At 41.6% G+C, this 6000-nt stretch carries 6 protein-coding genes; 3 read left to right on the plus strand and 3 right to left on the minus strand.

Annotation, left to right across the window (positions count from 1 at the left end; translation table 11 throughout):
- Positions 1–15 precede the first annotated feature (15 nt).
- Entirely contained in the window at positions 16–951 is a 936-nt protein-coding gene (locus IJI01_RS08245; protein WP_292188564.1) for a NifB/NifX family molybdenum-iron cluster-binding protein, read from the minus strand.
- A gap of 164 nt (positions 952–1115) precedes the next feature.
- Here IJI01_RS08245 and IJI01_RS08250 point away from each other — a divergent pair, with 164 nt between their 5' ends.
- The 3 genes from IJI01_RS08250 to IJI01_RS08260 are packed head-to-tail and all read left to right on the plus strand — an operon-like array spanning position 1116 to position 4065.
- Positions 1116–1604, plus strand: coding sequence for a hypothetical protein (locus tag IJI01_RS08250; protein WP_292188566.1), 489 nt, complete (start codon positions 1116–1118; stop codon positions 1602–1604).
- 15 nt (positions 1605–1619) lie between these two features.
- Positions 1620–3389, plus strand: a complete 1770-nt coding sequence (locus IJI01_RS08255; protein WP_292188567.1) for a sensor domain-containing diguanylate cyclase — start codon at positions 1620–1622, stop codon at positions 3387–3389.
- Positions 3390–3411: 22 nt separating this feature from the next.
- Positions 3412–4065, plus strand: a complete 654-nt coding sequence (locus tag IJI01_RS08260; RefSeq protein ID WP_292188570.1) for a trimeric intracellular cation channel family protein — start codon at positions 3412–3414, stop codon at positions 4063–4065.
- Positions 4066–4131: 66 nt separating this feature from the next.
- On the opposite strand, the gene IJI01_RS08265 is transcribed toward IJI01_RS08260, so the two are convergent.
- Both IJI01_RS08265 and IJI01_RS08270 read right to left on the minus strand, forming a co-directional pair.
- Positions 4132–5478: an NCS2 family permease gene (locus IJI01_RS08265; protein ID WP_292188576.1), complete on the minus strand. Its 1347-nt coding sequence runs from the start codon at positions 5476–5478 to the stop codon at positions 4132–4134.
- A 126-nt stretch (positions 5479–5604) separates the two neighbouring features.
- Positions 5605–6000, minus strand: a 396-nt coding sequence (locus IJI01_RS08270) for a GNAT family N-acetyltransferase (protein WP_292188573.1), incomplete at its 5' end; no start/stop codon positions are given.

Consider the following 6000-nt stretch of genomic DNA (forward strand, 5'->3'; position numbering starts at 1 on the left):
GCTTTATTTGTCTGATTATTTAACTTCTACAAGCTCTATCTTGAAGTTGAGCTCTTTGCCAGCCATCTCGTGGTTAGCGTCGAAAGTAATATCTGTTTCAGTCTTCTCAATAACCTTAACTGGAACTGGTCTTCCGTAAACATCCTGAAGGTATACTCTCTCGTCTACGTTAAGCTCCTCTGAACCAGGAAGATCTGAAATCTTGAGCTTGATGATAGCGTTAGGATCAAATGGACCATAAGCTTCATCTGGTGTAAGGTGAACATCAACGATATCTCCAACGTTCATCTCAGCAACAGCCTTGTCAAAGCCAAGGATCATCATTCCCATTCCACATACGAATTCAAGTGGCTCGCCTCTATCGTAGGATGAATCAAACTTAGTACCATCATTGAAAGTACCTGTGTAGTGTGCACGACAGGTCTTACCAACGTTTTTTCCTTCGAAAAGAGGAGTAGAGTGGCATCCACCACATCCGCCGCAGCCGCCACCGCAGCCAGCTTCCTCGTCGTCTGAGCATCCACCGCAGCCACCGCCGCAGCCGCCACATCCGAATTCTTCTTCCTCTGAATCGGCGCTGTTATCAGCGTTATCATCAATAGCTTCCTCGTGCTCATGATCGTGATGATCACAGTTAACACCTGTACTCTCAAGTGCACCTGCAAGGAAACTTCTTACAGCCTCGTCAGCATCCCCTGAAGCTCCAGAGCATACGTTAATACTGTTTGCTTCGAGAGCTTCCATAGCACCGCCGCCGATTCCTCCACAGATAAGAGCATCAACATCTTCGTCAGCAAGCAGGTCTGCAAGAGCCTCATGGCCTGTTCCGTTAGTACCAATTACCTTGGAAGATACGATCTCATTGTTTTCTATTTCATAAATTTTAAAGTTCTCAGAGTGACCAAAATGCTGAAAAACTTCACCGTTTTCATAAGTTACTGCAATTTTCATTTGTGCAAATCCTTTCTGCGTTATGGAAAACCTTTTATACAACTTAACGATAGTAACATATTTATAAGCTTTGTTCAAACTAAATAACAATGATATACTTAATACAGTTAATTTGTGTGCAATTGGTGCGATATTTTTGCAACGTAGAATGATGGAGGTATCAGATGGAAGAAATGATGAAGAGAATCGGACGTGGAATGAGTATATGCATGGGATTGACTATGAGTTTTTGCTTGTCACTGGTTGGAACACTCACTTCAGGACACTTTACTGTTCCAGGTTTTATCATAAGCTTTATAGTCAGTACGATCATCAGCCTTATCATCGGATTTTTGATTCCTATGGGGAAAGTTACTAATGCATTGTCAGGTAAACTTGGGCTTAAGCAGGGAACACTTCCTGAGAAGCTTTTTTCAAGTTTTATATCAAATCTGATCTACACACCTATAATGACCTTCTGCATGGTATTTCTAGCTTATCAGATGGCTATGAAACAGTCAGGCGGAATGGCTCAGCTAAACTTCCTTGGAATGTTCCTTCCATCACTTATTATTTGCTTTATTGTCGGATATGTATTAATCTTTATATTCCAGCCTTTATTTTTTAAAATGCTCATGGCGAAGTATGCTGGAAATGAGGGAAAAAGAGATTAACATCGGGGACATTTTATGAAGCAGTTTAATTACGAGTTTACACATGCGGAAGAGGTTAGGGCTGCACTTGGAGAGTTGTATGGCTATACCAGCAAGGCTCCTTACAGATCAATTCTTTTCCATCTGTATTCGATAGTATTTACTGATGATCAGATCAGACAGGTACAGCAACTCATACTGGAGCATTTTGAAGATGCCCATATTGGAGGAACCAGTTCTAATGGCGATATCTGTGATGGACATCTTGCCGACTATGGAATGGTCATGGCAGTTTCTGTATTTGAGTCGACAGATGTTGAGGTTCAGTTGTTTGATTGTAAGCCGGATGGCGAAACTGAACTTGGAACTATGATCAGAGAAGTTATCAATTCTACGGATAATATCAAAGCTGCCGAGATTCTCATAACGCTCAAGACTATTAATTCTCACAAGATACTCAATGAGGTTGAGAAGTGCAGAGAAGATGTCAAGATATTTGGCGGTGGTAGTGCCAACGTGGATATTGGCGAGACTTATACCAGTGTCATGAATGAGGATAGGATCAGTCATGCCGGCGTAATGCTGGTGACTTATTCTGGTGATGACATAGTTGTAGATATCAGGCATGCCATAGGTTGGAAGCCTCTGGGCAAAGATATGACGGCTACCAGAATAGAAGGAAAGCGCCTCTATGAACTCGACGGCGTTCCGGCTACTCAGATATATAGTAAATATCTTGATATTCAGGCCAATGATGATTTCTTTTCCAATATATTGGAGTTTCCGATCATGTCTACTCAGCATGGGCAGCATGTTTTGAGACTTCCGTTTTCATGTAATTCAGAGGATGGCTCTATTATTCTTGCTGCTGATCTGGATAAAGGAACTAAGGTCAATCTTTCTTATGGTGATCCGGATGTCATTAGAGGAGATGTGACGGAGCTTACTGAACATGTGAGGAATTTTGCGCCTCAGGCTGTGTTCCTGTATTCCTGCGGCGTCAGAAGACTTTATTGGAAATATCTTATCAATAAAGAAACCGGACCTTTTAGCCAGATAGCGCCTGTTAGTGGTTTTTATTCCAGCGGTGAGATCATGCGTATGGATGGCTATCTCATAGAGCATCATGTCACACTTATTGCTATCAGCATGAGAGAAGGTAAGCCTGCTATTGCGCAGCCTACAGGTATTGGTGACAAGAAGATAGAGATGAGCGAAGAGCAGAAAATGCATGGCCAGATTTCCATGGTCAGAAGACTTGCGACCTTCATTAATGTTACAGCAGCTGAGCTTCGCGCGGCCAACGAAGAACTTCAGCAGATGGCTGATACAGATGCTCTTACAGGTCTTTACAACAGACGAGTTATAGATAAGGTTGTCAGAAGAGCAGTTGGACCATTCAAGACTATGGGGCTTGATATAGCTCTTGGCATAGTCGATGTGGATGATTTCAAATCAATAAATGACACCTTTGGACATGCAGAAGGCGATAAAGTTCTTGTAGGTATCAGCGATATGTTAAAAGGGCAGATCAATAAGATTCCAAGCTCTGTTATAGGACGTTGGGGCGGCGAGGAATTCTTCTTTATGCTGCCTAAGGTTTCGATTGATGAGGCATACAAGCTTCTTGATGAGATCAGGCAAAAGATATCTGATACGAAATATGATGAGGTTGGAAGCCGAACAATCAGTGTTGGAATTACAGAGTATCAGGAGGGCGATACTGCTGATGATGTTTTCCAACGTGCTGACGAAGCTCTTTACGAAGCTAAAGGAAGCGGAAAAAATAAGATATGCATTAAATAATAGATTTTTGGAGTGAACTAAATTGTCTTTATCATTACTTGTAATATTTGATTTTATTGGAACCGTTGCATTTGCCATATCGGGAGCAATCACAGGAATACAGAAGAGAATGGATATTTTTGGAGTTAATATTCTTGCTATTCTGACAGCCTGTGGAGGTGGCCTGACAAGAGACCTTATCATGGGTAACTTTCCGCCACAGATGTTCATAAATCCGTTTTATGTTATTGTGGCGGCGGTAGTTGCTAATATTGTTTTTGGAATAATGTATTTTCATAAGGGAATTCCTCAGAAATTTTCAGGACTATATGACAGAGGACTCTTTATATTTGATACTCTTGGACTTGCAGCCTTCATGGTAGATGGAGTTATGATAGGTGCCAATTTTGGATATGAGGATAACAAGTTCCTTTTGGTGTTCCTTGGCTTTATAACAGGTGTTGGCGGAGGCGTTATAAGAGATGTTTTATCGATTCAGATGCCGGCGATATTTGTTAAACATGTATACGCACTTCCTGTTATCATAGGAGGAATTCTTATGGTAGTCATGCATGACATTATTGGAACATGGAATGCAGCGATGCTGTGCAGCTTTGCTCTTGTGATCATTTTAAGAGTGCTTGCTCGTCACTTCCTATGGAATCTTCCAAAAGTAAAGCTTGAAAATATTGAATAAATAATAAAAGAGCCTGGTGACCATTTTGGTGGACACCAGGCTATTTTTATGTGTTGTATTATTCCATTACTGGAAGTTAGCTACAAGAGCTACAATTCTCAGTACGAAGAGTAAGAATACGCACCACATGATTGGGCTAACATCCTTAGCCTTCTTGCTGCAAACCTTGAGAACTACCCAAGCGATTACTGCAAACATGATACCTGTTGCGATTGAGTATGCAAGTGGCATCATAACGATTGCGAGGTAAGCACCTACTGAATCAGCGATGTCGCCATCGAACTTGATCTTAGTAACACTCATGAGCATAAGCATACCTACATAGATAAGAGCAGGAGCTGTTGCAAATGAAGGAATAGCAAGGAAGAGTGGGCTAAGTACAAGTGATACAAGGAAGAGTACACCAGTTGTAAGAGCTGTAAGACCAGTTCTTCCGCCTGCTGCAACACCGGCACTTGACTCAACAAAGCTTGTGATTGTAGATGTACCAAGGAGTGAACCACATGTTGTTCCTACAGCGTCTGCAAGGAATACCTGACCAACTCTTGGAAGGTTACCATCCTCATCAAGTAAGCCAGCCTTATCAGCAACACCAACTACAGTTCCAACTGTGTCGAAGAGATCAACATAGAGGAAGCTGAATGTGATAGCAAGGAACTGGATGATATGAGAAGCAGCCCATCCGAAGTTGAGCTTAAATGCTGTCTCGCTGATAGCTCCAAGCTGAAGTCCCTGTGAGAAATCTGGGAAGAGGTTAGCTGATGTATAGATGCCAGCTGCCTGAAGGATCATACCAAGGATCCAGATAGCGATGATACCGATGAGAACGCCACCTGTAACATTGTAATGAACTAAAATAGCGATAACAACAAGACCAACAAGTGCGAGTACCATATCAAGATCTGAGAAGCTTCCAAGACCTACGATAGTAGCATCGTTAGCTACGATGATGCGAGCATTCTGCATTCCGATGAAAGCGATGAAAAGACCGATACCTGCTGAGATACCATACTTAAGATTCTGAGGAATGCTGTTGATGATTTGTTCACGGAACTTGAAAAATGAAAGGATAATAAAGATAATACCTTCTACAAAAACTGCTGTAAGAGCGATTGTGAAAGGATTCTCCTCTGAAGCCAATTCTCCAAGACATACTGTGTAAGCAAAGTAAGCATTAAGTCCAAGTCCAGCAGAAAGACCGATAGGATAATTGGCAAGAAATGCCATGATGAATGTAGCAATAGCAGATGCAAGGGCAGTTGCTACAAATACGCCGTTAGCATTCATAACTGTTCCCAGAATGTTAGGGTTAACAGCAAGAATGTAGGCCATTGTCAGGAACGTTGTGCAACCGGCAATGATTTCTTTTTTGACGGTGGTGTTGTGTTCCTCAGGTTTGAATAACTTCTCCAACATACTTTTTTCTCCTTTTTATAGATGGCCATTTATCTGACCAACGTTTTTTCCGTCATTCATTATAGCATTATACGTATTGTGCTTCATACTGGTTTTTTATAATTTTTTTAGATTTTTTTATATTTATATTTCCCAGTTGCCAAAATTAACAGGGGCAGGAGTAGAGGTGTGCTCCCCAAGCATCTTCTCCATCCAGATCATGTCATACCAGGTTCCAAACTTGAATCCACTGTCATGGAAGGTACCAACAAGCTTATAGCCTCTTTTCTCATGGAAGTACATGGAATCGTTTGTAAGGTGTTCATCTGTAGTGCCTTCTTTCAGGCATGCAATACAGGCATTTGCATTTAGTATTCCCATATCAGCAAGGGATTTTTCAAGAACGTCATAGAGCATTTGACCGATTTTCTGGCGCTTGCAGTCTTCTTTGACATAAACTGTCATTTCCACAGACCAGTCGTAAGCGCGTCTTCCCTTAAAGGATGAAGCATAGGCGTATCCAACGATATTGCCATCATC

Origin of the sequence: Butyrivibrio sp. (genome assembly GCF_017433805.1) — a bacterium.
In the GTDB taxonomy this organism is placed as follows: domain Bacteria; phylum Bacillota; class Clostridia; order Lachnospirales; family Lachnospiraceae; genus Butyrivibrio.

Bases quoted from the DNA above. Each gene is read 5' to 3' on its own strand.
- IJI01_RS08245 (WP_292188564.1), bottom strand. From the start codon at position 951: ATGAAAATTGCAGTAACTTATGAAAACGGTGAAGTTTTTCAGCATTTT.
- IJI01_RS08250 (WP_292188566.1), top strand. From the start codon at position 1,116: ATGGAAGAAATGATGAAGAGAATCGGACGTGGAATGAGTATATGCATG.
- IJI01_RS08255 (WP_292188567.1), top strand. From the start codon at position 1,620: ATGAAGCAGTTTAATTACGAGTTTACACATGCGGAAGAGGTTAGGGCT.